This is a genomic window from Paenibacillus caseinilyticus (assembly GCF_027533645.1).
Lineage (GTDB): Bacteria > Bacillota > Bacilli > Paenibacillales > NBRC-103111 > Paenibacillus_G > Paenibacillus_G caseinilyticus.
This window is the reverse complement of the sequence record NZ_JAQAGY010000010.1, coordinates 87,190-111,740: the sequence shown is the minus strand read 5'-3', so window position 1 is coordinate 111,740 and position 24,551 is coordinate 87,190. Positions and strand designations below refer to the sequence as shown.

At 61.6% G+C, this 24,551-nt stretch carries 19 protein-coding genes and 1 pseudogene; 4 read left to right on the top strand and 16 right to left on the bottom strand.

Annotated features, from left to right (window positions below):
* Nucleotides 1-372 precede the first annotated feature (372 nt).
* The 3 genes from O9H32_RS16765 to O9H32_RS16755 form a co-directional block, all read right to left on the bottom strand.
* On the bottom strand, nt 373-1,353 hold the full coding sequence (locus O9H32_RS16765; RefSeq protein ID WP_269867269.1) for an aldo/keto reductase: 981 nt from the start codon (nt 1,351-1,353) through the stop codon (nt 373-375).
* A 178-nt stretch (nt 1,354-1,531) separates the two neighbouring features.
* On the bottom strand, nt 1,532-3,442 hold the full coding sequence (locus O9H32_RS16760; protein ID WP_269867268.1) for a DCC1-like thiol-disulfide oxidoreductase family protein: 1,911 nt from the start codon (nt 3,440-3,442) through the stop codon (nt 1,532-1,534).
* Nucleotides 3,443-3,739: 297 nt separating this feature from the next.
* On the bottom strand, nt 3,740-4,870 hold the full coding sequence (locus O9H32_RS16755; RefSeq protein WP_269867267.1) for a hypothetical protein: 1,131 nt from the start codon (nt 4,868-4,870) through the stop codon (nt 3,740-3,742).
* A gap of 142 nt (nt 4,871-5,012) precedes the next feature.
* Here O9H32_RS16755 and O9H32_RS16750 point away from each other — a divergent pair, with 142 nt between their 5' ends.
* Complete coding sequence (locus O9H32_RS16750) at nt 5,013-5,219, top strand: hypothetical protein (RefSeq protein ID WP_269867266.1); 207 nt, start codon at nt 5,013-5,015, stop codon at nt 5,217-5,219.
* Between the two features lie 258 nt (nt 5,220-5,477).
* On the opposite strand, the gene O9H32_RS16745 is transcribed toward O9H32_RS16750, so the two are convergent.
* Complete coding sequence (locus O9H32_RS16745; protein WP_269867265.1) at nt 5,478-11,204, bottom strand: HAMP domain-containing protein; 5,727 nt, start codon at nt 11,202-11,204, stop codon at nt 5,478-5,480.
* Between the two features lie 543 nt (nt 11,205-11,747).
* Nucleotides 11,748-12,683 carry a TauD/TfdA dioxygenase family protein gene (locus O9H32_RS16740; RefSeq protein ID WP_269867264.1) on the bottom strand — a complete coding sequence of 312 codons (936 nt, stop codon included), beginning with the start codon at nt 12,681-12,683 and terminating at the stop codon, nt 11,748-11,750.
* Nucleotides 12,684-12,986: 303 nt separating this feature from the next.
* On the opposite strand from O9H32_RS16740, the gene O9H32_RS16735 reads away from it, so the two are divergent.
* Entirely contained in the window at nt 12,987-13,178 is a 192-nt protein-coding gene (locus O9H32_RS16735; protein WP_269867263.1) for an aspartyl-phosphate phosphatase Spo0E family protein, read from the top strand.
* Between the two features lie 97 nt (nt 13,179-13,275).
* Here the strand turns inward: O9H32_RS16735 and O9H32_RS16730 are convergent, their stop codons facing one another.
* The 5 genes and pseudogenes from O9H32_RS16730 to O9H32_RS16710 all read right to left on the bottom strand — a co-directional run bounded on the left by O9H32_RS16730 (nt 13,276) and on the right by O9H32_RS16710 (nt 17,886).
* The gene (locus tag O9H32_RS16730) at nt 13,276-14,379 is read right to left on the bottom strand and encodes a GerAB/ArcD/ProY family transporter (protein ID WP_269867262.1); all 1,104 of its coding nucleotides are present in this window, start codon (nt 14,377-14,379) and stop codon (nt 13,276-13,278) included.
* A 16-nt stretch (nt 14,380-14,395) separates the two neighbouring features.
* Nucleotides 14,396-14,617, bottom strand: coding sequence for a hypothetical protein (locus tag O9H32_RS16725; protein WP_269867261.1), 222 nt, complete (start codon nt 14,615-14,617; stop codon nt 14,396-14,398).
* Nucleotides 14,610-15,803: a Ger(x)C family spore germination protein gene (locus O9H32_RS16720; RefSeq protein WP_269867260.1), complete on the bottom strand. Its 1,194-nt coding sequence runs from the start codon at nt 15,801-15,803 to the stop codon at nt 14,610-14,612. The genes O9H32_RS16725 and O9H32_RS16720 overlap by 8 nt, the downstream gene beginning before the upstream one ends.
* Before the next feature lie 7 nt (nt 15,804-15,810).
* Nucleotides 15,811-17,320: pseudogene (locus O9H32_RS16715) on the bottom strand (spore germination protein).
* A gap of 167 nt (nt 17,321-17,487) precedes the next feature.
* A complete protein-coding gene (locus tag O9H32_RS16710; RefSeq protein WP_269867259.1) occupies nt 17,488-17,886 on the bottom strand; it encodes an MmcQ/YjbR family DNA-binding protein in 399 nt (132 codons plus the stop codon).
* A gap of 186 nt (nt 17,887-18,072) precedes the next feature.
* Here O9H32_RS16710 and O9H32_RS16705 point away from each other — a divergent pair, with 186 nt between their 5' ends.
* Together O9H32_RS16705 and O9H32_RS16700 are read left to right on the top strand one after the other, a co-directional pair.
* A complete protein-coding gene (locus O9H32_RS16705; protein ID WP_269867258.1) occupies nt 18,073-18,405 on the top strand; it encodes a hypothetical protein in 333 nt (110 codons plus the stop codon).
* Nucleotides 18,406-18,417: 12 nt separating this feature from the next.
* Entirely contained in the window at nt 18,418-18,915 is a 498-nt protein-coding gene (locus O9H32_RS16700; protein WP_269867257.1) for a hypothetical protein, read from the top strand.
* 54 nt (nt 18,916-18,969) lie between these two features.
* Here the strand turns inward: O9H32_RS16700 and O9H32_RS16695 are convergent, their stop codons facing one another.
* The 6 genes from O9H32_RS16695 to O9H32_RS16670 form a co-directional block, all read right to left on the bottom strand.
* Nucleotides 18,970-20,112 carry a zinc-dependent alcohol dehydrogenase gene (locus O9H32_RS16695; protein ID WP_269867256.1) on the bottom strand — a complete coding sequence of 381 codons (1,143 nt, stop codon included), beginning with the start codon at nt 20,110-20,112 and terminating at the stop codon, nt 18,970-18,972.
* Nucleotides 20,113-20,268: 156 nt separating this feature from the next.
* Nucleotides 20,269-20,859, bottom strand: coding sequence for a DNA-3-methyladenine glycosylase (locus tag O9H32_RS16690; protein WP_269867255.1), 591 nt, complete (start codon nt 20,857-20,859; stop codon nt 20,269-20,271).
* Nucleotides 20,860-20,958: 99 nt separating this feature from the next.
* Nucleotides 20,959-22,104, bottom strand: a complete 1,146-nt coding sequence (locus O9H32_RS16685; protein WP_269867254.1) for a rhomboid family intramembrane serine protease — start codon at nt 22,102-22,104, stop codon at nt 20,959-20,961.
* A gap of 99 nt (nt 22,105-22,203) precedes the next feature.
* Nucleotides 22,204-23,175: a C40 family peptidase gene (locus O9H32_RS16680; protein WP_269867253.1), complete on the bottom strand. Its 972-nt coding sequence runs from the start codon at nt 23,173-23,175 to the stop codon at nt 22,204-22,206.
* Complete coding sequence (locus O9H32_RS16675; protein ID WP_269867252.1) at nt 23,172-23,585, bottom strand: hypothetical protein; 414 nt, start codon at nt 23,583-23,585, stop codon at nt 23,172-23,174. Before O9H32_RS16675 ends, O9H32_RS16680 begins: the two co-directional genes overlap by 4 nt.
* Nucleotides 23,586-23,600: 15 nt before the next feature.
* The gene (locus tag O9H32_RS16670) at nt 23,601-24,536 is read right to left on the bottom strand and encodes a S66 peptidase family protein (protein ID WP_269867251.1); all 936 of its coding nucleotides are present in this window, start codon (nt 24,534-24,536) and stop codon (nt 23,601-23,603) included.
* Between the last annotated feature and the right edge of the window lie 15 nt (nt 24,537-24,551).

Genomic DNA, 24,551 nt, shown 5'->3' with positions numbered 1-24,551 from the left:
CGCCCAGGTACCCGAGGCTCCGCTCCTTCTTGTCCTTTGCAGGTGCTTTTTGACGATGCGGCAGGATTGACTTCAGGTTACGGCCTGCCCTTTTGCTCGCTCCCTTTGCAGGGCTACTTTGTCACAGGGCTTCAGCCTTAGGAGCTCTCCACCAGGGCTGCCTGTCAGCTACGAGGCGACTTGGCTCTTACCTCGGCCGGACTTGCACCGGCTCGTTGTGCCTAGCTTGGCTAGGCGGCGATATCAAAAAAGCCGGCACCGAATCGGTCGGTACCGGTCTGCTTCTGACTCTGCCTGTTCATTGTCCGGACCGGACCGGGCTGACCGCCTGCTCTGGCCGGCGGCCGCACACCGGAACCAAGTCCCGGCAGCTTACCAGGCGTATGCCTGCGGCGCTTCCCCTCCGGGACCCGGGAAGATCTCATCGAGCTGCTGGCGCGTGTCCTCGCCGAGCTCAATGTCCACCACGCGCAGCGCCTGCTCGAACTGCTCCAGGGTCCTCGGCCCGATGATGGGCGCGGTCAGTGCCGGGTGGGCCAGCGTCCACGCGAGCGCCACGTTGGCCTCGCTCTCCCCCAGCTCGCGGCAGAGGGTGGCGAATGCTTCCAGCTGCGCCCGGTGCTTCTCCGTGCGCTCCGGGTTGTTCGCGCGCTTCGAGCCGGCGGCCGGCTTCAGCGCGCCCCCGCCGAGCAGGCCGCCGTCCAGCGGGCTCCAGGCGATGACGCCGATGCCGTGCTCCTGCGCCGCCGGCAGCACTTCCAGCTCCGGCAGCCGGCACAGCAGGCTGTACTTATGCTGCTCCGAGACGAGGCCGAGCAGGCCTCTATCCTTCGCTTCGTACTGGGCCTGGACGAGGTCGCGTCCGGCGAAGTTGCTCGAGCCGACATAGCCGATCCGTCCGCTGTGTATCGCGACCCGGAAGCCTTCCCACAGCTCGTCCCATGAGACGCTGCGGTCGACATGGTGCATCTGGTAGAGCTCGATATGATCCGTCTGCAGGCGGCGCAGGGAAGCTTCGAGGTGACGCCGGAGCTTGTACGCGGACAGGCCTCCCTGCCCGTTCGGCCCGTCGGCCGCATCGCTCATATCCCCGTAGAACTTGGTGGCGAGCACCACCTTCTCCCGCCTTCCGCCGCCTTGGGCGAACCAGCGTCCGATGATCTCCTCCGTGCGGCCCGCGTTCTCTCCCCAGCCGTAAATATTCGCCGTATCGAAGAAATTCACGCCCGCATCCAGTGCCGCATCCATGATGCGGCATGCTTCCCGCTCGTCTGTGTCTACCCCGAAGTTCATCGTGCCGAGACACAGCCTGCTGACCCGCAGACCTGATTTTCCAAGCTTCGTATAGTTCATTCGATAGCTCCTCCTCTTCGCTCTGCTCACCGGTACTCCGTTAACGCTTCCATCATACCCCAGATGCAGGAAGGCGCCCAGTACGCACTTTATCTGCAACTGCTCTCCATAAGGGTACAAACTTACCTGGGCGTAAGTGTGAACCCGCCCGCATGGCGGCCGCGCGGACCTCTGTCGGTTACCCGCCGCCAAACCCGCCAAAATAAGTCCAGCGCTCTGCCGGCCGCTTCAAGGTCAGCCGCATCGAACCCGGAGCCCCCTCGATGTCCCCGGCCGAGATCCACTCTGCCGCCAGGTTCTCCCGGAGCCGGTCCGGCTTCCACTCCGTAAGCGAAACCTTCTGCGGACGCTGAAGCACATGGATCTTCGCCCCGGTCATGTCCTTGCTGTAACGGTGCACCCAATACGCCGCGAAGCGCAGCAGATTGCGCTCCGTCTGCTCCATGGGGAGGCCGGGCCGGGCCGTCTCGAAGGTCCAGACCTCCCACAACCGGCCGAGCGTATACCCTCCGGTGAATGTTTCCCCGCCATCTCTCCGGTTCATCGGCAGCACCTCTTCCCTGCCGTCCTTCTCGTAGACGAGCATCGTCTGGAAGCGGTAGTCCTCGAACTGCTCGTCCATGAATACGTTGTGGGAGGTCCAGCCCGTCCAGGGATACACCAGCCCTTTGTAGGCCTCAGCCAGCCGCTTCAGCTGCCGAACCTCCTCCGTATCGCCGAGCACATAGACGCGGAGAACCGGGCTGCCGAGTAAAATAACGCCGAACGAGAACAGCCATGCAGCCAGGAATCCGTAAGCGAGCCGGCGGCCCCGATTGGCGTTCGTACGTTTCCTCACGCCGGGCTCCCCGGCGGACGGATGGGGATGTCGCAGGGAGCATACGCCGTCCCGGCAGCCGCCCTCCCTGGCCCGCCGCTCCGCCACAGCCTCGTAGATGCGCCGGGCGGCAGAACGCACCGGCCACAGGGACAGCAGCAGGCCAAGAGGCCACAGCCAGCCGGCGGCCCGGAAGACGGCGGCATAGGTGACCGCTCCCCGGTAGACATGCCCCCGGGCATCCACCGCGCGGATGTCGTGCAGCAGGTCCTCCTGCGGCAGGCCTGCGAGCTTCGGCTCGTCCGCCGCGTGCTCCTGCACCGTCTTCCACGACACCGCACCGCGCGGGTCTAAGGCTTCGAGCACGGCCGCCGTCCGCCTGCAGAGCGGACACAGCCGGTCATAGTACACGGCAAGCGAGGGGCGGCGGGAGCGCAGCCAGCCTCCCGTCCGTTCCCACACGCCGGCCGGAACCATGCCCAGGTAGAGGCTCACGGTCATCAGCGAGATCACCGGAATCGGCAGGACGGCCATCACCCCGAGATGGAAAGCGATGCCGGCTGCGATGAGCGGCAGCCGCAGCGGCCGGAACCAGAACAGGAAGATGAACAGCGTCTCGAACGCTGTCACCGTATAACTCATCATCTGGACGAGCAGGGGATGCTGCGTCAGCCAGGAGGCGTCATAGAAGGCATTGATCGCGAGCGACGCAGGCGCCCAGACGCCGAGACCGTTCAGATACATCGGCGAGGACAGCTTGAAGAAGGCCGAATCGAGATAGAACAGGCCCACCGTCAGCACAAGAAAAGCGGTATGTAGATAACCTACGGTAACCGGCCCCCGCTCCGTCGGCTGCTCATCTGCCATCCGCTTTCGTTCGAGCAGCCGGTCGACGGACAATGCACGTCCCGCCGGCATGAAGACGAGCAGCAGCGACGAGGTCAGGAGGAGCGAATCGCTCTGCCAGTCCCTGCCGTGCGAGGAGGCGCCGAACCCGAGGAGAATGACCGCCAGCACGTACTGGCTGGCCGCCGCCAAGCGGGTCCGGTACCCGAGCAGCAGACACGAGGCGGAGGCGAGCCAGACCCATAAGAGCGGGCCGGAGGGGATGATGCTCTCCAGCACATAAGGCACCGGATCGAACAGCAGGTGCCGGAATGCGTACATCTGGCCGATCTCCGCGAACAGGACAAGCGAGAAGGCGATCCGGAACACCGCCAGCGGCAACGGGTTAACCTGCTTGTCGAACAAGGAGCTCAGCTTCGTTCCCATCCCTCTCGCCTCCTATCTGTGGATTCGAAGGGCGCTTCCCTTCCATCCCCTCTCATTACCCTCCCCCAACCTTATCCAAACCTTATACAACATAGATACACTTATTGATCCATTCTTGATCCAATCAAGCCTCGTTCTCGTTTCTCCCGCCATGGGACGAAGCATGCCGGCCGCAGCAGAGGCGCGGCCGCCTCCGCTGCGGTCAGTCCACGCCGAATATCCTGCTCGCACCTGCGGCAGGATATTCCGGTTCTTTCTATGTCGCCCCGGGGCAGAGGCCATACCTCATCCGCGGGGTCACCTCGGCTCCGCCGCCTCTTCCTTGTTCATGGCCACCAGGTGGCTCAGCACGAGCCCGGTCAGCGCTGAGAGGAGCATCGCTCCGCCCCAGCCCGAAGGGGACCAGCCGAGCCCGCCGCGCAGATGCAGCAGCAGAAAGTAGAAGCCGGTAAAACAAAGCGGTACCGCAGTGAAAAGGACGTGCTTCTTCCAGTTATTGCGGTGCGAAGCGCCGAGGAACCCGTACAGCAGATCCGCGGCTACGCCAGTGAGGATCCCCGCCGAGCCTGCATACAGCGACTTCTGAAGCAGGCTCATGAACAGTACCGGCACGCCGGCCAGCAGCAGGAAGGAGCCGAACGGCAGCTTCCACCGGTTCACCGTCCATATCAGAGGCAGGATGAGGATCGCTACAGTCAGAAGAATGCCCGCCATAGCATGCTCGTATGCCGTTCCGAGCAGCTCCGTACGCAGGCCGGCCGCCAGAGGCGCGATCCCCGCTTCCAGCCGCTCCACGGCCCCGGCAGACGGAGCGTCGTTATTGTACATCCAATAGCCTCTGGCGAGATAGGCAGCCACCGATGAAGCCAGGGCCATCGACAGCAGGCCAGGCCACAGCACGCCCCGGGCGGGAATCCGCCCTGCCGTGCGCCAGACCGCACGCAGCGGTGAGGAGACCATGAGCGCCGCTCCGACAAGCTGCAGCAGCCCGGACGGCGAATAGATGGCCTCCGCCCCGGCCGGCTCCCCCAGGATCGCACGCCAGAGCACTCCGCCAAGCATGCCGATCCCCCCGAGTACGGCTCCGGCCATACCGGATCCATAGCCTTCCGGCACTCCGCTCCTCCAGTACCCCGTGAGAAGTCGGCCGCTGACGGCGAGCCATGCCAGCCACAGCACGGAGACGGCATATCCGGAATACCATACGCCGTTCCATGGCGTTAGCATATGGTCGTTAGCCGCCGGCAGGCGGTCAAGCGCTGCTTCCCTGAGGAAGAGCCCGGCGGTCATCCATCCCCCGAACACCAAGGTCAAGATCTGGCTTGTCCTGCCTGCCCTTCGGATCCCACGCTCCCCTTGCATTCGCATCCCTCCCTCTTCTTTATCGATTGTCGGATTCGTGTACACCGCTTGGGCTCCATCTTTCATCCTTCATCGTTCAGCCTTATGCCCAAAGTCTATCATATTCTCCCGTTCCTTGCCTTCTTTATCCTATCTTTATAAAATAGAGAGAACCTTTTGGCCCCTGCCGGAGTATAACTAGATAGAAACCGCATGAGGAGGGCTCCCCATGACCGAAGCTCAGCAAAAAATTCTGGAAGCATTAAAGCGCGACCGCTTCGTCAGCGCGGCAGGACTCGCGCTGCTGACAAGCCTGCCGGTGCCCGAAGTAATGGAGGAGCTGCCGATTCTCGTAAGCACCCACAAGATCAAATATTTGGCCCTCAAAAATGGACAGGGCAAAGAAGAGAAAGCCTATTATCTCTCCTCTCGTTAAACCGCGGCAGCCTGCCGGACGCCGTGCCCCTCTTTTGGGGGTCCTCCTGTGATCGGAGAACCCGCCGGACACAGGGTGAGGCTTCCCCTTTGCGTGCAGGAGGTACTCCCTCCCTCGGAAGGGCAGCCCTATGATGTACCGGCCTGAGCCCAGGATTCCGCCGCCCGACCTTCCCGCAACACAAAAAACCAGCACGCAGGAGCCTGCGTGCTGGTTTTTTGTGGTTGCCGCCCGCTTGTCCGGCGGGCCCTCTCCTGGCTAATTCAGCACATTCGGATACCCGCCGAGGCTCTGCTCCGAAGCCGCTCCTTCCCCGCCATCCAGCCAGCGGCGGATCATCGAGAGCAGCTGCGCGGAGTTCACCGGCTTCGTGATATAATCCGAAGCCCCGGCGTCCAGGCACGCCTCCCGGTCGCCCTTCATGGCCTTGGCCGTCAGGGCGATGATCGGAAGATCTTTGAATTCCGGCATCTCCCGGATCGCGCGGGTCGTCTCATACCCGTCCATCACCGGCATCATGATATCCATCAAGATAATCTGGATATCCGGCGTCGTCTCCAGAATGTTGATGGCGTCGTAGCCGTTCTCTGCCGGAATCACCTTCATGTTGTGCCGCTCGAGGATGGTCGTCAGCGCGAAGATGTTGCGGATATCGTCGTCGACGACGAGCACCTTCTTATACTTGATCATCTCATCGGATTGATGGAGCTTCACCAGCGTCTCCCGCGAACCGTCGGGCAGGTCTTCCGCCTTCCGGTGGAGGAACAAGCTCGTCTCATCCATGATCTGTACTGCTGAGTGCACCTCTTTGATGACAGCCGACTTCAAGAGATCCTCAAGCTCGCTCTCCTCTTCCGGCGAGAACTTGCGGCTGCGGTTCATGACGACCGGCTTATATTTGTTCTTCGCATTCTTCTGCATCTCGCGGACGAACTGCAGAATGCCCAGATCCGGCAGGTCGTTGTCGGCCAGCACGCAGTCGAACTCCTTGCTCTTCAGCTGCTGCAGCGCCTTGCGTCCCGTATCGACGGCGGTGATGATCACATCGTCGCCGCCGATCGTCTCGGCCCACTCCTGCCGCTGCTTCGCATCGCTGGCCGCGACCAGCAGGTGGTGCACCGCCCGGTCGGCGAACCCGTTGAGCTTGTCGAGCGCATTCTCCAGCTCTTCATTGGACACCGGTTTGCAGATGTAATCGAAGACGCCCTTCTGCATGAGCTGAACCTCGTCTTCTTCCACCGTAATCACGCAGACCGGAATATGACGGATGCCGATGTCATTCTTGAGATGCTCGATGACAAGCCAGCCGTCCATGTCCTTCAGACGCAGGTCGAGGGTGATGGCCACAGGCTTGTACTTCTGGGCCAGCTCCAGCGCATCGGAGCCCTTGGCCGTGATGACCGCCTTAATCCCGCGCTTGTGCAGCAGCTCCAGCAGAATCTCATTGAACTTCAGGTCGTCTTCGATGATCAGGAACACCCGGTCCCCCGGCTGAATGCGGTCCCGGTCATCGGTCATGTCGGCGACCGACTTGCGCGGCAGCAGCCGCGTCTTCTGCGGCGGCGTCACATCGATGACCTCCGGCACGTACTTCGGCTTCGGCTCCGGACTCGGCGCGTCCGCATCCAGCGGCAGGTACAGGTTGAACGTGCTGCCCGTATTCACGACGCTGTACAGCGTAATCTCGCCGCCCAGCATCGCCGCAATCTCGCGGGAGATCGCAAGGCCCAGCCCCGTACCGCCGTACGTGCGGTTCGTGCTGCCATCGGCTTGCTGGAACGCCTCGAAGATAATCTGCTGCTTCTCCGGATGGATGCCGATGCCCGTGTCGCTGACACAGAAGCACAGCACCAGCTTCGCCCGGTTCAGCGCTTCGTGATCCCGGCTCCATCCGTTGTTCGCCCGGCGGACCAGCAGCTGTACCTGGCCTTCCTCGGTGAACTTGAAGGCATTGGAGAGCAGGTTCTTCAGAATCTGCTGCAGCCGTTTGGAATCGGTGACAAGCGTGTTTGGCACGTCCGGATCGACCTTGATGCGGAAGTCCAGCTTCTTATCATCCGCCATATGGCGGAACGTCCGTTCCATCCCGTCCGTGATCTCTTTCATCGTGGTTTCGACATAGTCCGGCGTGACCGTACCCGATTCGATCTTCGACAGATCGAGGATGTCATTGATCAAGTTGAGCAGCTCGAAGCCGGATTCCTGGATCGTCATCGCGAACTTGACCTGATTGTCGGTCAGGTTCGTCTCCGGATTCTCCGCCAGCTGTTCGGCCAGCAAGAGCAAGGAGTTCAGCGGCGTGCGCAGCTCATGCGACATGTTGGCCAGGAACTCGGACTTGTACTTGGAAGTGAGCGCAAGCTGTTCCGCTTTCTCTTCGAGGAAGCGCTTGGCAAGCTCGACTTCATTATTCTTGCTCTCGACTTCGGCCTTCTGCAGGACGAGCAGCTTCGCTTTGTCCTCCAGCTCTTCGTTCGTGTTCTGCAGCTCGAGCTGCTGCTTCTGCAGTTCCTCGGTGAGGGACTGGGACTGCATCAGCAGTTCTTCGGTCCGCTGGTTCGCCTGCATCGTGTTAATCACGATCCCGATCGACTCCGTGAGCTGGTCGAGGAACGCGATATCGATCTCGCTGAACTGGCGGAACGACGCCAGCTCCAGTACCGCGAGCACCTGGTCTTCAAAAATAATCGGCAGGAGCACGATATTCAGCGGCGTGCTTTCGCCGAGTCCCGAAGAGATGACGACATAGTCGCCCGGCACATTCGTCAGCAGGATACGCTGCTTCTCGATGAGGCACTGGCCGACAAGGCCTTGTCCGGCGCGGTATTCGTTCGAGAGATGCTTGCGTTGCTGGAACGCGTAGCTCGCGAAGAGCACGAGGGCGCTCTCGCCGTTCTTCGGTTCGTTGATGTAGATTACGCCGTGCTGCATAGAGACGAGCGGCGCCAGCTCCGAGAGGATCATCCGGCACACCGCGTACAGGTCGCGCTGGCCCTGAAGCAAGCGCGAGAACTTGGCGAGGTTCGTCTTCAGCCAGTCCTGCTCGGTATTGATCCGCGTCGTTTCCTTCAGGTTGCGGATCATCTCGTTGATATTGTCCTTCAGCGTCGCCACTTCGCCCGCCGCGGCTACGTCGATCGAACGGGACAGATCGCCCTTCGTCACGGCCGTTGCGACGTTCGTGATTGCGCGTACCTGGGTCGTCAGCGTACTCGCCATGTAGTTAACGTTATCCGTCAGGTCGCGCCATGTCCCTGCGGCGCCCGGCACGTTCGCCTGGCCGCCCAGCTTCCCTTCGGCGCCTACCTCGCGCGCCACGGTGGTGACCTGGTCGGCGAAGGTGGCTAGCGTATCGATCATGTTATTGATCGTATCGGCCAGCTCGGCGATCTCGCCCTTGGCCTCCACGGTCAGCTTCTGCTTCATGTTCCCGTTCGCTACGGCGGTAACGACCTTCGCGATGCCCCGCACCTGGTCTGTGAGGTTCGTCGCCATGATATTTACGTTATCGGTAAGATCCTTCCAGATCCCGCCTACGCCGCGCACCTGGGCTTGACCGCCGAGCTTCCCGTCCGTGCCTACCTCGCGTGCCACCCGGGTGACCTCGGAAGCGAAGGAGTTCAGCTGGTCCACCATCGTATTGATCGTATTTTTGAGTTCCAGAAGCTCGCCCTTCACATCGACGGTAATCTTCTTCGACAGGTCGCCGTTCGCCACCGCCGTCGTCACGCCGGCGATGTTCCGCACCTGATTCGTCAGGTTCGACGCCATGTAGTTCACGGTATCGGTCAAGTCCTTCCACGTACCGGAGACGTCCTTCACGTCCGCTTGCACGCCGAGCTTGCCTTCCGTGCCTACTTCGCGCGCCACGCGCGTCACCTCGGATGCGAAGTTCGAGAGCTGGTCCACCATCGTGTTGATCGTGCTCTTGAGCTGAAGCATCTCGCCTTTGACGTCGACGGTGATTTTGCGGGAGAGGTCGCCCTTCGCTACCGCGGTCGTCACGTCCGCGATGTTGCGGACCTGGTCGGTCAAGTTGCTCGCCATGTAGTTTACGCTCTCGGTCAGATCCTTCCACGTGCCGCCGACGCCCTTCACCTGCGCCTGGCCGCCCAGCTTCCCTTCCGTGCCTACTTCGCGCGCTACCCGCGTAACCTCGGAGGCGAACGTGCTGAGCTGGTCCACCATCGTATTGATCGTGTTCTTGAGCTCGAACATCTCGCCCTGTACGTCGGCCGTGATCTTCTTCGACAAGTCGCCGCCCGCTACCGCCGTCGTCACGACCGCGATGTTGCGCACCTGGTCGGTGAGATTCGAGGCCATGTAGTTTACGCTCTCGGTCAGATCGCGCCATGTGCCCGCGACACCCTTCACCTGCGCCTGGCCGCCGAGCATCCCTAGCGTACCTACCTCGCGCGCCACCCGCGTAACCTCGGAGGCGAAGGTGCTGAGCTGCTCCACCATCGTATTGATCGTATTCTTGAGCTCGAGTATCTCGCCGCGGGCATTGACGGTAATCTGCTTCGACAGATCGCCCTTCGCTACTGCCGTCGTGACCTCCGCGATATTGCGCACCTGGTCGGTCAGCGTGCCCGCCATGTAGTTCACGGAATCCGTAAGATCCTTCCACGTGCCCGACACGCCGCGGACATCCGCCTGGCCGCCCAGCTTCCCTTCCGTCGATACTTCCCTGGCTACCCGGGTGACCTCGGAGGCGAAGGTCGACAGCTGCTCCACCATCGTATTGATCGTGCTCTTGAGCTGGAGAATCTCGCCTTTGGCGTCGACGGTAATCTTCTTCGACAGATCGCCTTGGGCTACCGCCGTCGTCACTTCCGCGATGTTGCGCACCTGGTTCGTGAGGTTCGACGCCATGTAGTTTACGCTCTCGGTCAAGTCGCGCCATGTGCCCGACACGCCCTGCACGTCCGCCTGGCCGCCAAGCTCCCCTTCCGTACCTACCTCGCGCGCTACCCGCGTCACCTCGGAGGCGAAGGTACTGAGCTGGTCCACCATCGTATTGATCGTTACTTTCAGTTCGAGAATCTCGCCCTGTACGTCCATCGTGATTTTCTTGGAGAGGTCCCCGTTCGCCACCGCCGTCGTCACGACCGCGATGTTCCGTACCTGGTTCGTGAGGTTCGACGCCATATAGTTAACGCTTTCGGTGAGATCGCGCCAAGTACCCGACACGCCTTTGACGTCGGCCTGGCCGCCGAGCTTCCCTTCCGTACCTACCTCGCGCGCCACCCGTGTGACCTCGGAGGAGAAAGTGGAGAGCTGGTCCACCATCGTATTGATCGTGTTCTTGAGCTCGAGTATCTCGCCCTTCGCGCTCACGGTAATCGTCTTGGAGAGATCGCCGTTCGCCACCGCCGTCGTCACGGCTGCGATGTTACGCACCTGATCGGTCAGGTTCGTCGCCATGTAATTCACGCTGTCCGTGAGATCCTTCCATGTGCCGGAGACGCCTTTGACGTCCGCCTGGCCCCCGAGAATCCCTTCCGTACCGACTTCCCGCGCCACCCGCGTCACCTCGGAGGCGAACGTGCTGAGCTGGTTCACCATCCGGTTGATGTTGTTCGCGGTGCGCTGGAATTCGCCCGTCAGCGGCCGGCCTTCGAACTCCAGCTCGACTGTCTGCGACAGGTCGCCCTGCGCCACCGCGTTGATCACCCGCACCATCTCGCTCGTGGGCTGAATGAGATCGACGACCAGTCCGTTGAGCGACTCGGTCACTTTCTCCCAATCGCCTCCCGTGTTCTTATGGGCAAAACGGCGGGACAGCTTGCCTTCCTTGCCGACCACCGTCGCCACGGTCTGGATCTCGGTGGCGAGGCTCTCCTGCATATCCATAATTTCATTGAATGTATCTGCAACCTTGCCCGCGACACCGGTGTAATCATAAGGCAAGCGGTATGAGAAATTTCCTTTTTTGAAAGCCACCAAGGCATTGAGCAGTTCTCCCGCATCTAACTGATCCACGGAAGATTGAGGGGTATGTTCCTGTTCCTGTTCCGACATGATCTTAGTCCTTTCGTCGATAGATTCGGATGTTCGTCTTCTTATATATGAAGGGATGCATTCATCCTTTCTATTCTACTATCCGGCTTCTTCGCTGTCACAGGACTAATGTCCCAAGTATGGAGATCTCAACAGTCGAATATAGTCGAATAACCATATATTCCTAATCCGCATCCGGTCCGTCAAGCGACCGTCTCCCCTGGGGCAAAATCCGCACGCCCACCCCGCTTCCCCTGCACGCCCCCCCGGGCTGCTCCTCTCCTGCCCCGCCGGCCTCCTCGCCCAAGCAAAAAAGTACAGCCGCCGGGCGGTTGGCATGCTTTCCTGACGTGCCGTTGTACTTCGAACCGTCCCTGGGTCTCTTGCAGTTAGTCTGCAGTAAACGGCCGAATCATCGGACGGGCCGCGCCGGCAGTATACCTGTCCGCACCAAAAAACCGTGCCCCCCGGAACAACGTCCGAATCAAAAGGGGCACGGCTTCAGCCGTAAGGGAATGCTATGGATTATGCCGTCTCGCGCTTGTCCTCCGGCTGCGCCGCACCGCCGGTCCGCGTCACGCTGCTCCGTCCGTCAACGCCGACAGGCACATCGCCGGCGATGGTCACGCGGCGCACGATCCGGTGCTGGCTGCCGTAATCGTTCACGGCGTAATGCTGTGTGGCCCGGTTATCCCAGATCGCCACATCGCCTTCCTTCCAGCGCCAGCGGACGGTGTTCTCGATCTGGGTCACATGGTTCTGCAGCACGGTGAAGATATGGGCCGAATCCGCGGAAGAAAGCCCGACGATCCGTTTCACGAAGTGCCCGAGCAGCAGTACGCGCTCGCCGGTCTCCGGATGTACGCGGACTACCGGATGCTCCGTCTCGTAGACGGTAGAGGCGAACACCTCCTTATGCCGGCGTGCCGCCTCGCTTGAAGCCTGCGGCCGTCTTGCGGCGTAATCGTAATCGTTCGAATGCACGGCCCACAGCTTGTCGGCCAGCTCGCGGAGCTCCTGCGGCAGATGCTCGTAAGCCGAGGCCGTATTCGCCCATACTGTATCGCCGCCCGCTTCGGGTACCTTGACCGCCCGCAGGATCGACGCCTGCGGATAATCCGCCACGAACGTGACGTCCGTGTGCCAGGAATCCGCCCGGCCGCCGTGGCCGGAAGAGTCGAGCTCGAGCACATAGTCGCTGCCTTCCTTGACCGGTACGGTCGGATGGGCCACAGGCTTCCCAAGCAGGCTGGCGAAGGCTTCCTGCCCCGCATCATCAAGCTCGTGCTGGTCACGGAAGAACAGCACCTTATGCTGCAGCAGCGCTTCGCGGATCGCGCCGATCTGCCGTTCGTCCAGGTTGTCCGACAACCGGACCCCCTCGACTACCGCGCCGATTCTGCCGGCCACCGGCCGTACTTCCAGTCCCCTGCCCGCTTCTTGCTTCTCCACTGTGCTCATATGGATCTCCTCCTTGGGTTCTTCACCGGCGCAGGCCGGGATCGGTATGGACCTCTCTTACGGTGCGGCTGCAGTCCGCCCGCCGTAACAGCAAAAGGCCGGATAACGGCTTGCACCGTTCCGGCCTCCAGTGTTCTGGCGGGCAGCAGATTATGTAATTAATAATTCATATCGGATTACTTGTATTTTAAACCATGCAATCCCCCCTGTCAATATATTCCTCAATAAAAAGATAACTCTGTTTCTAACCGGCGCCAAATGGTTATATTTATAATAACTACATATACTTGGATGGTGATGAGCATGCGTTCCACAGTAATGGCCAAAATCGAGTCCCTGCGCAGCGAACTCAATGAACTTGCGCCGCAAAAAGAAAAACTGGTGGACGGCGCCGTCGTCCGTCTAAGCCAGGAACTCGATAAGATGATCATGGACTATTATAGAAGCAGAGCCCGCAAGGCCGATGCCCGCAGCGCCAAACTCGCGCAATCCTAACCAGCTTATGCCACGGCTTTGATGAACCCGCTACTCTACCTGAGCAGCGGGTTTTTGATTGCGGATCCGGCTGCGCTTCCTTCCCCCGGATCTCCGCTTATCCACGGGCTCTCCCTCCCCCGCCTGCGGCCTCCGCCCTTCTCCCTTCGCTGCGCTTGCGCAGGATGATGAACAGCAGGGCCGGCAGCAGCAGCTGCACAGGCAGCGCCAGCACCGGCCAGAACCGGTTGAAGCTCAGCAGCTGCGTCGTATTGTCGAACAACCAGAAGGAGCCCACGAAGGCCACGAGGCCGAAGGGGCCGGCCAGCTTCCGGGCTTCGACCTTGGGGAGTATCCGCTGCAGCCCGTGGCAGACGACATAGAGGCTGAAGGCCACCTTCGTGATCATCGTCGGTAGATAGATGCCCACCAGGGGCAGATCGAACCGGTCGAGAAAATCCGTCGCCCGGATCTGGCGGACCATCTCGTAGGTCGGGAAGAGCAGCCGTTCGGGAATGAGCGTACCGAGCGACAGGACCGTATACAGATTGATGAGCTGCAGAGCCGCCATAGCCATGGCCAGCGCGGTGAGTCCCGTGCGGAAGCGGTAAGTGCCTCCCGGGCAGATCAGCGGCAGGGCGAGCACCTCACCGATATACGGAGCGATGATCCAGGCGCCATGAAGCGGCCGCACGAGACCCTCGTCGAAAAAAGGGCGAAGGAACCGGGTGTCGAAATCCTGGAAGAGAAAGACCGGAACCAGCACGATAATGATCAGGAGGGCGGGAAGCCACAGCTCGGTCATGCGGCCGAGAACCTCGACCCCGCCCCGGGCTATGAGAACCAGCGTGACCGCGATCAATGCCGCAATGATGGTCAGCGGCGTCAGCGGCAGAAGCACGATGCTCACGAAGTCGGTCAGCATCCGGAGGTCGCGTATCAAGACGAAGAGGTACAAGCCTACGAAGGCTCCCGCCATGAGGCGCCCGGCGGCCGGCATCCCTTGGATCATGGCGCCGAACAGGTCCTGGCCCGGAAATCGCTGGAGCACCCGGGATAGCATCCACAGTACGGGAACGAACAGAAGCCCGGCGGCCAAATAGGAGAACCAGGCGTCCATCCGGGCCATCCCCAGCACCTGGTTCGGTACAGAGATCAGCGTGGCGTTCAGAATGTACGCCGTACCGATCATGTATAGCTGACGTTCCGACACCTTCTCCATGCCGATCGGGCCTCCTCTAAGGGCTTTGGGGCACATAGGGCTCCATCAGTTTTTGAAACCATACCGTGGGCCGCGGCACCTGGAACGTAAGCTGCATGTACAACCATACCGCGATGCATGCAGCTACGACCCCGTACGTAAGCCACCGGTTGATTCGCGCGCTGCCTTGGAGATCCGGCACACTCCACCCAAGGATCAGGGCGGTGAATAAGCACATGACCAGCACATCTCTAACCATCGGACAGCTTCCGTTCTACCCGGCCGATCGGTTTGACGATCGTCCCCGTGTGCTGAACCTGCGTCTGCACGTTTACGTTCATTTGGATTTCTTTGTATTGCTCCTTCCAGCGGCCTTTGATTTCCTTCCACAGCTTCGGTTCGCTGCGGTACAGAATATCCCCGAACCCGACGGGATCGGAGCCGTATTCGGTCTGCAGCTCCTTCAGGCTTTTCTCGACCATTGTTTTGATCTTCTTGTTCAGCGTTTCTTCGAGCTTCGAATGGGTATAATCTTGGCCCGAAATATAATTCGACTGGTTCTCCGCAATGGAGCCGCGGGCCCGGATGTTGATATTCATCGTAATCTTGCCGCCGCTGACCACCGGCTTGATCTTCGTTTCGGCGATGGTGAAGTGGATCGCCTGCTTCCCCGTGCCCCCGGGAGCGGGGAGGACGATAGTCGGCCGTTTGGCTTCGTTCATCACCCAGAGCACGCCCTGGGCGGATTCCTCCTTGAGCAGGCCGGCCAGCTTGTCCCCGCTGAAGACCGCGAGGCCTTCGACCTTCATCATCGGCTTCGGCTTATCAGCCTTGCCCGGGCTTGTCCGCTCGACGATACAGTAAGGCAGCGCCGGATCCATGCCTTCCGACAGCAGCGCGTTCACCGTCTCCTTGACCGTGCGGGGCATCTTCATATAATTCACGGCCAGCTCCCGGATCATCTCTGTCGGAATCTTCTCGATCTGCACGTCCACATCCATAAAATCCCTTGCATCCCCCTTGCTCACCACGATATAAGCGGTCAGCCGGTTCTGGGGCAGCCGTGCCACAATATCGAGTATGGGCGCAAGGCCCGAACGCGCAGCCCCTTCCCCGATGACGAGCACCCGCCGGTGGGCGAAATACAGCTGGCGGGACAATGACTGCTGCTGGATGTTGTTCGTATCCTTCAGCGAAGCGCCCGACACCGAATCGAGGTGCCAGGACCGGCTGCCGCTCGTGCCGCCGCCGCCGCCCGAGCTTCCTACCCCTCCGAGCTGGCCGGCGAGCGGAAACAGGACGGTGGTACGGTAGCCTTCCTTCACTTTGTCGATCCCGGTGCCGGAGACGAAGGCTACGTCATTGACCTCCCGGCGGTCCCAGCAGCCGGAGAGCAGCAGCATGACACCAAGCGCCGCAGCCTGCAGCCAAACCGGTCTGCTCATCGAAGCCTCACCTCTTTCCACTGGAGTCCGGCGGGGCCGGTTTCTGGCCGCGGGGCATCCTCGTCCGGCCCACCCCCGAGAGACTGGATGGCCTGCTGCGCATGCTCCACCACGGCCGGCGGATCAGAATATCCCCGAGCTCCCCCTTCTGGTAAGGCGCAATGCCCGACAAGTAAGGCAAGCCGAAGGAGCGCAGCTGGCACAGGTGTACCCCGAGCCAGACGGTAGCGATCACCATGCCGAATAACCCGAAGAGGCCGCCCATAATCATAATGGGAAACCGGAGTATGCGGATGGCGATCGCCGCATTGAACCGGGGGATCGTGAAGGAGGCGATGCCCGTCAGGGAGACGATAATCACGACCGGCGCGGAGACGATCCCGGCCTGTACCGCCGACTGCCCGATCACCAGCGCTCCGAGAATGGATACCGCCTGCCCTACGGTCTTCGGCAGGCGGATCCCCGCTTCGCGCAGCGCTTCGAAGGCCACTTCCATCAGGAGCGCTTCGACCAGCGCCGGGAACGGAATCGACTCCCGGGAGGCCGCAATGCTCAGCAGCAGGTTGGTGGGCAGCATATCCTGATGATAGGTGGTCACCGCCACGTACAAGCCCGGAAGGAACAGCGCGAAGAAGAGAAACCCCATACGCAGCCACCGCAGCAGCGTACCGATGAAGTACCGCTCATAATAATCCTCGCTGGCCTGCAGCATCTCCCAGAATGTAACCGGAGCCATGAGGACGAAAGGCGTTCCGTCGACGAAGAGCGCGAAGCGCCCTTCAAGCAGCTGGGCCGCCGCCGTATCCGGCCTCTCTGTGTAATGCAGCTGCGGGAACGGCGAGAAGGGCTCGTCCTCGATCATTTCTTCGATATAGCCGCTCTCCAGCACGCCGTCGATCCGGATATCCCCCAGCCTGCGCCTCGCTTCCCGGATCACCCCGGGATCGGCCACCCCTTCGAGGTAAGCGAGCACCACCTCGGTCCGCGTCTGCTCCCCGACCGTGAAGGACTCCATCTTGAGGTCCGGGGATTTGATCTTGAAGCGCACCAGGGAGGTGTTCACCTTGATATCCTCGTTAAAGCCTTCCCGCGGTCCGCGGACCACCGATTCGGTCGCCGGCTCCTCGATAGAACGCCGGGGCCCCCCCGCCGGCACTGAGCAGCAGAGCCTCTTCCTGCCCGTCACGGAGCACCACGGCCTGCCCGGCAAGGATGGCTTCGACGATCTTATCGTAATCGGAGGAGCAGGCAAGCTGCGTTGAGGTCAGGATCGGCTGCTTCTCATCCTCGCTGTCCGTCACCGCCAGCAGCGGGCGCAGCACCTCCTCCCCGATCCGGGCGGAATCCACGATCCCGTTCACATAGATCAGACAGTAGCGGTGCGTCTTCGAGGTGCCTTCCGCAGCCCGGAACAGGACATCGGAGCAGCGGTCGAATGTCTTGCGGAGCCGGTTCACATTCTCGTCCAGCTGCCGGCTGATCCGGGAAGCCGGCGTGGCATTGGGCTTCAGGGTCATAAGCCGCCTCCATCCAGTCTGTCAGGGGGGACGATGAGCGAATTGCCCGCTGATGCGTCCGTACCGCTGCCTCTTCTCAAGGTAGAAGCATTTCCCCAGGCAGCCCAAATTATCCAAGCTTAGGAAGCGGCGCACTGCGGCACGTGTACCAAAAAGCAGAGAGGAAATCAGTCCTCTCTGCCCTTTGCCTCCCGCAGCTTCTTGAGCAGCCGCTTGGACGCGGTGCGCCCGTACCCTTCTACAATCAAGTCTCGCAGTTCGTCACCGGGCACCGCATCGGGGCCATGCAGGGATACCCAGCCGTGCTGTCCGATATAGGGCGTCTTGGTATAAGGCCCTTTTGCCAGCAGGAACGCCTGCGTCTCCTTATCGGCCTTGATGGAGATCGAGATGCCCTGCTCGCCCTCGCCCAGGAAGACGAACGGCTTGTCCCCCACCCGGAACGTCGTGTGACCGAAGCCGTCGATCTTCTCCACCGTCTCCGGCAGCCGGGCGCAAATCTCCCTTACGTCTGCCACGAGCCTCAAGCCTGCGGGGGAAGTGATGGTCTTGTGAACGGTGTCCATTCTTGAGGGTCTCCTGTCGGCAGTAAAGGGTTGTACCTCCCTCATGGTGTCATAAGGAAGAAGCGCCTGCCAAGCTGCAGGGCATCGTTCATTGGAGGCTCCTCAGCAGGACAAGGACCCGTGTATACAGGGAACGCCAGTTGGCAAAAATAACCTCACAAAATATCCGAAGGAAGGTAAGTGTCCATGCATCATGCCGTCCCCTATGTCCTGCTGAGTGCAGCGGACCTGAGCCTCCTGCTGTACACATGGCTTCGCAAGAAGCAGTCCTTTATGTTCGTTCTTCTCCTGTCCTTCACCGGCATGGTCTATACCTTTGAGTACGTGATTATGGTTCTGCTCGACAGCTACACCTATCTCCCCCGCATCTTTCCTGCGCGGCCTTACCAGGATAACGTCATCGGCGCGACCATCTCGAATCTCCTCACGGTCCCTGTCCTGGCTGTTGCCATCGTCCAATTCAGGCTGCGGTGGGTTCCGGTCCTGGCGGTCACGCTTTTGTTAGGCCTCATCGAGTGATCCTTCGTCCGGATGGACGTTTATGAGCTGCATTGGTGGAAGATTCCTTACACTCTCGCGGCCCTGAACTTCTTCTTCCACTTCGCGAAGGCTTGGGCAAAAGGGCTGGCCCGTGGCTCGCGGCCCCTTGCATTCCTCACGCTGTTCACGTCAGCCTTCTCGCTGGCCGCGACCCTGATGTTCGCCTTGTCGCTGGGAGGCGTGCGTTTATTTCAAGCCGGCCTGTTCCTTGACCCGTATCGTGATGACGTGTTCCTTGCTACATTGGACGCTGCCGTGAAGGCCGCCGTCCTCTCCGGCGTCTTGTGCTGGACGCGAAGCCGGGTATGGTGGGGCGGGGCGCTCCTTCTCTTCGCAGGGCTCCAGCTTTTTCTGATCGGGACGGGCCGGCTGCTGCTCTTTATGCCGCAGCCGGCGTATTTCGCCATGTATATGCTGTGCTGTCTGGCCGTACTCGTGCTGTTGTCCAAGGTTGACGACATGATCAATCGCTTCGCCCAGCTCCGCTGACCCTTCTCCCCCTAAGCCGCCCTTCCCGCACACGACCAAACCGAGCAGGTAGCCTTACGGCTTCAGCACCACCTTAATGCAGTCTTCGAGCTTATCGGTGAATACTTCGTAGCCCCGCTCCGCTTCCGTCAGCGGAAGCCGGTGCGTGATGATGTCGGCCGGATCCAGCCTGCCCGACTTGATCTGGGCGAAGAGCTCCGGCATGTAGTGGATAACAGGGGCTTGTCCCATCTTCAGCGTAATGTTGCGGGCGAAGAGATCCCCGAGGGGGAACATGTTGTAGGTCATGCCGTACACTCCGATGAGCTGGATCGTGCCGCCCTTGCGGACGATCTGTCTCGCCGTCTGGATCGGCCCGAGCGTGCCGCCCTGCAGCTTCAGCGCCGTCTCCACCTTCTCCACGACCGACTTCTCCCCGTCCATGCCCACACAGTCGATGACGACATCGGCACCGCCGCCGGTAATCTCATAGAGATGCGATTCGAGATTGTCCACATCCTTGAAGTTGAACGTCTCCACCCGGTTCGTGTTGCGCGCATGGAAGAGCCGGTAATCGAGATGATCGACGGCGATCACGCGCTTCGCGCCCTTCTGCCAGGCGAATTTCTGGGTGAGCAGCCCGACCGGCCCGCTGCCGAGCACGATGACCGTATCGCCGGGCTTCACGCCTGAGTTCTCTACCGCCCAATACGCCGTCGGAAGAATATCGGAGAGGAAGAGCACCTGTTCGTCTTCCACCTCCGCGTCCTGCGGAATGACGAACGGCATGAAGTTGCCGTAAGGCACCCGCAGCAGCTCCGCCTGTCCTCCGGCATAGCCGCCGTACGACTCCGAGTAACCGAGATAGGCTCCCGTATCGTAGAGGGGATTCTCGTTGGAGTTGTCGCACTGGCTCTCGAGCTGGTTCTTGCAGTAGAAGCATTCCCCGCAGGAGACATTGAACGGAATGATGACCCGGTCCCCTTTTTTGACGCGCGTCACCTCGGGCCCCGCTTCCTCCACGATCCCCATCGGCTCGTGGCCGATGACATAGCCTTCCGGCATGCCCGGCACCATCCCGTTCACCAAGTGAATGTCCGAGCCGCAGATGGCCGTCGAAGTGATCCGCACGAGGATATCGTCGCCTTTCTCCAGGATCGGGTCCTTGACCTCTTTCACCTTTACTTGCTTCTTGCCCTGATACGTTACTGCTCTCACGCCTGCCAGCTCCTCTCGCCATCCTAGGCTAAGTTTCCTGCAGGCCGCAGCCTGCGGGACTCGCCACTACTTACCCTTTTTCCCGGTCCAAAAACCACGGGGAAAGGGCTAACGCCTGTCGAGAGAAGCGGTAGAGCCTTACGATATACGCCGGCTTCACCTGGCACGGTCGTACCCCGCCTGCTGGGTCTCCTCCGGCGTAAACCTCCAGGGCAGATCCACTCCCTTGGATATGCCGATCCGCGGGGTCGCCCTCCAGGGCAGCGGGAGCGAAGACGGACTCCTCTCGAGCCACAGCCCGCTGTCCGTGTCCAGAAGGTTCCGCCCGTTCCATTCGATCCCGATCCCGAGCCCCTTCGCCAGCTTGCCCGGTCCGTTCAGCAGCGCCTTGGCAGCAGCGCCGGGCCGGTTGGCCCGCACGAGCTCCTCCCCTTCCTGTACGCAGGCCCCGCGCAGGAGCACCGCGCCTACGCCGCCCGGCTCATGCGCCACAATATTCAGGCAATAATGCATGCCGTAGATCAAATAGACGTACAGTACGCCGGTATCGCCGAACATGAGCCGGCTGCGGGGAGTGACGCCGCGGCTTGCATGCGATGCCGGGTCCTCGGCCCCTTTGTACGCCTCCGTCTCGGTGAGCACCACCCGGATCTCCCCATGCTCCGTCTTCCGCACCAGCGTGCAGCCGAGCAGCTCCCGGGCCACTTCCACCGTATCCCTGTCGTAGAACGGTCTATCCACTCTCATCGTAAGTTTCCTCCTTCTCCCCGCCGTCATGCCAGCACGTAAAAATGGGCAAGCTCCCGACATCCTCCTGTCAAGAACTTACCCGTTCTCCTGCCTTGTCTATCTCTGGGCCGCCTTAGCGCGCTGCAGGGAGATATAGACCCAGCCTGCCGCCGCGCCTGCCGCCAGCCCCCCGAAGTGGGCATAGTTGTCGATCCCCGGCACGATAAATCCCAGCACGACGTTCATGCCGAGGCCTCCCCACATCCCCACGCCTCCGGTATCGCCCCAGAGATCCGGATCCATCACCGAGAGCACGAGCAGAACGCCCATCAGCCCGAAGATCGCGCCGGACGCCCCGGCTGAGATCGACGGGGAGAAGGTGTAGGAAGCGATGTTGCCTGCAATCCCGGCCAGGAGATAGAAGAGACCGAACCGCAGCGAGCCGATCCCGCGCTCGAGCCTGCCTCCAATCGAGAGCAGGGCCGTAGAATTGAACCAGAGGTGAAGCCCTCCGATATGCAGGAAGATCGGCGTCAGCAAGCGCCAATATTCGCCTCGGTCGATATAAGGATTGTATTTGGCCCCGAAGCGGATCAGCGTCTCCGGATTGTCCGACCCGCCGTAAGCGGTCATAAGCAGCCATACGATCACATTCAGCGCCGTCAGCGCGAACGTGACAGGCGAGCCCTTGCGGCGTGCGCCTTCCTCCTGCCGCGGCAGCCGCTCTTCCTGCGCGCGGACGATCGCCCCATGCTGGCGCTCGATGCCCGCATTCAGCGCTTCGAGCTCGTACATCGTAGGAATCGGCTCCCTCAGAACCGCTTCCAGCGACTCGCGGCCGGTTACCTTCGTCTCGCTGGCGAACATCTTGTGCTCTCCGGGATCGGCCACCCAGGCTTCCGCACGGTACCGCTCCGTGACTGAGCTGACCCGGATCTTCGCAAGATCCTCCAGCGGCGTCTGGAGACCGGGGGACGTGCGGATATACAGATGAATCTTCCGGTGGACGAGCGCCGACTTGCGCCTGCCAAAGGTCTTCATCCAGTCGACGGATTCCGCGAGCTGGCTGCGGATGAGCTCCTGCTGGGCTTCCGGCGTCTCGCCGTAGTAGAGGGGCAGCAGGAAGACGTAGGTCACCCGGATGCCCTCCTGCTTGCGCAGCGTAAGCATGCCTTCGTCATTATCGATCAGCGTATAGCCATGGCGGACGCCCAGCTCGTGGGCCATCCGCCAGATGAGGTCGTTGAGCAGATGTACGTTCATTCGGTACTCCTTATCTTCCAAGGGATACCTTTATTATAAGGGGACCAAGAATTACTATTCAAAATTAAATTCCTATTCAAAATAAATTTCTATTCAAAATTACAATTGCCCCCAATACCGCCGCGAGATGCAGTGCTCATCCGCCAGGCGGTACGAAGCCAGGTCGACCAGCCCGATCCGGGATGCCGAGTCCGGCGAATGCAGCATCCGCCCCTCTCCCGCATAGATGCCGACATGGTGGATCCGTCCCTCCCCCCCATCGTGGGCAAAGAACAGCAGATCGCCCGGCTCCAGCTCCGAGGGCTCCACCAGCCGGCCTTCTCTCGCCTGGTCCGAGGCGTCCCGCGGGATCAGGATGTCCAGCGCCCGGTGCATGGAGTGGGCGAATCCCGAGCAGTCGTAACCGTAAGAGGACATCCCGCCCCAGAGATATGGCAGGCCGGCGAATCGCAGGCCTTCCCGGACGATCGCTTCGCCCGTATGCAGGCCGGCATCCCGTCCGCCAATCCCCACGCCGGCAGCCGCCTCCCCTCCGCCGCCGCTATTGCTCAGGCGCACATCCCCCCGGAGAACGATTCCCGGTCCGTGAGGCGTAAGGACCCCGACCCGGGTGGCGTGTATCGAGAGGACGGGCAGCTTCGTCAGATAGCTGAGCTCGATACACTCGCCGGTCGAGGCGAAGGAGAGGATCGTCCGCGGCGCCGTCACCACGGCGAAGGCCCCGTCTTCCCCTGCAGGTTCGAAAGTCCCGTCCAGAGGAGCCAGCTGGCGGGACGGCACCCAGCCCGGGTAGCCGAGCGGCTCCTTGGATGTCCGCTGATCCGCGATGAGGACCTTCGACCAGCCGCCGTGTTCCTCGCATACCTCTACTGGAGTGCCGTAGAGAAGCTGGGTCTGCACCCGGTTCGATGCGTAGAGATCGAGCCGCTCCTCCGGCGTCAGCGAGCGGGTCCACCCGGCCGTGTCCGCGGGCGCGCCAAGAGCCGCCTCATCCACGGGCCGCGTGGACTGCGGGGAGGTCCATACGGTGGCGACATTGACGGCGGTGACCAGCCGCTTGCGCTCCGTCATGATCCCGCTCCGCAAGCTGCTGCCGCGTCCCCAGCTGCAGCAATGCCCTGTCCGCGGACTTCCGCGAACCCCCTCGCGCTGCCGGCATCGTATACATCCCCGCGCACGTTATCGCGGTCGAGTCTCAGCGGGGCGGCATCCGGGCAGCCGAATCGCACCCTGTCCTTGCTGCGCACATGCTTTCCCGTGAGCAGCGGATCCGGCCGGCATGCCGCCGCAGCTTCGCTGCCGCAGAGACCCTGCCCGGATAGGGCCTCAGCCGGCGGCGCTTCTCCCCGCACGGCCCCTCCGTCACCGGTAACGAAGGGGCTCCGTACCGGTTCGGCATGATGAACGGTATGCACTACGGCAGCGGACGTGTTCTGCTGCGCTGCAGTTTGACGTTTCGCCTGGATTCCATGAATATACACGATAATCTTCCTCCTCTAGACCGAGACTCCCGGCTCCAGCCACTGCGCCTCTCCCCCGGTGGCGTCGAGCTTCACCATAGTGCCAAGCGGCACCCCCAAATGCGGGGTCGAGTGGCCGATCGGAAAGCCCGACACGGCGGGTTTGCCGGCCGCACGGATGTAATGTTCGATCACTTGCCGTGCGGTGAACGAATCCTTCCTCTTCACGGGACCGCAGTCCCGGAAATCGCCGATGAGAAAACCGGCGGCCTCCTCCAGCTTCCCCGCCTGCCGCAGCTGATTCAGCATCCGGTCCAGACGGTACGGCTCCTCGCCGATATCCTCGAGCAGGAGCAGCTTCCCCTGGGTATCGAGCTCGTAAGGAGTGCCCAGCGTGCTCGCGAGCAGCGTCAGGTTGCCTCCTGTGAGCCGCCCGCAGGCTTGCCCCGCCACTATGGTGGTCAGGGGAGCGTCCTTCCGTGAACAGCGGAGGGGCTGCGGCCCGAAGAGCTGCCCGAAGCTCGACAAGGTCACGGGATGCGTCTGCTCACCGGCAAGACAGACGAGCATCGCGCCGTGGAAGGTGACCAGCCCCGCCCACCGGCCGATGGCCGCATGCAGGAACGTGATGTCGCTGTAGCCCCAGAACACCTTGGGGTTCGCCCGGATGACCGCGTAGTCCAGCAGCGGCGCAATCCGGGCAGAGCCGTACCCGCCCCGGGCGCAGAAGATTCCCCGAATCTGCGGATCGGCGAATAGGGAGAGCAGCTCGGCTGCCCGCACTTCGTCTTCCCCTGCAAGATAGCCGTGCCGCAGGGACAAGGTCTCCCCCAGACGGACACGAAGCCCGAGCTGCTCCAGCACGGACGCTCCCCGGAGAATCCCTTCCCGGTCTCCGCAGGAAGCCGGGGCCGTAATACCTACCGTGTCCCCGGGCCTGAGGGCCGGCGGACGGATCATTCCGTTATTCATCGGTTCACCCCCTCC